The organism is Kamptonema formosum PCC 10802, assembly GCF_000332335.1.
In the GTDB taxonomy this organism is placed as follows: Bacteria; Cyanobacteriota; Cyanobacteriia; order Cyanobacteriales; family Oscillatoriaceae; genus Oscillatoria.
In genome coordinates this window covers 13262-13869 of record NZ_KB235949.1, presented here as the reverse complement: position 1 = coordinate 13869, position 608 = coordinate 13262, and the positions used below count along the sequence as shown (strand labels likewise).

Annotated in this window: 1 protein-coding gene; it reads right to left on the bottom strand. The window is 51.2% G+C overall.

Annotated elements, in window-relative coordinates:
* The coding region (locus tag OSC10802_RS42610; RefSeq protein WP_198525321.1) for an RHS repeat protein at positions 1 to 608 on the bottom strand (608 nt) is incomplete at both ends.

The following is a 608-nucleotide window of genomic DNA, read 5'->3' as shown; positions in this document are numbered from 1 at the left end:
CAAAGACTTTCCATCCTTCTGAGTAGCGCTTAAAGCCCGCCCCGCAAAATCATAAAGCGTCTCCTCCCGATTGTTGCGCTTGTCTACCTCAGCAACTATATGGTGTTCGCTGTCATATTCCCAAGTCCGCGCCGAACCATCCGGGTCCACAATCCGGGTTAAATTCCCCGCCGCATCGTATTCCAGCCGAGTAATTCTACCCGCCGGGTCAGTAATAGCGCTAACCTTTCCTCCATTATACGAGAAAGTCGTTTCTAACCCCACCGGGTCGATAATTTCCGCAAGCTTTTCCTCCCCATTATAAACGTACCGCGTCTCGTTCCCGTTTCTTTCTGTTACTAACGCTAGCTTATTGTGCGAGTTGAAACTGTAAACCGTTTCGTCCTTCATTGTGCGGCGGAAAGTTCCGTCCGCCAGACGTTCCAGCGTTGAAAAATCTCCCGGAGGAGCCATATAAGCGCCAGTCGCCAGAGGGGAAGCCTCAAATAGCAACTCACTTCCATCCCCATCAATCAGCAGCACAGAACCGTTGGGATTCTCCACCAATTTCTGCAATCCTGCCAGCCCCCAGCCACTTCCCCACGGACTGTTAATCGTGTTAACATTGA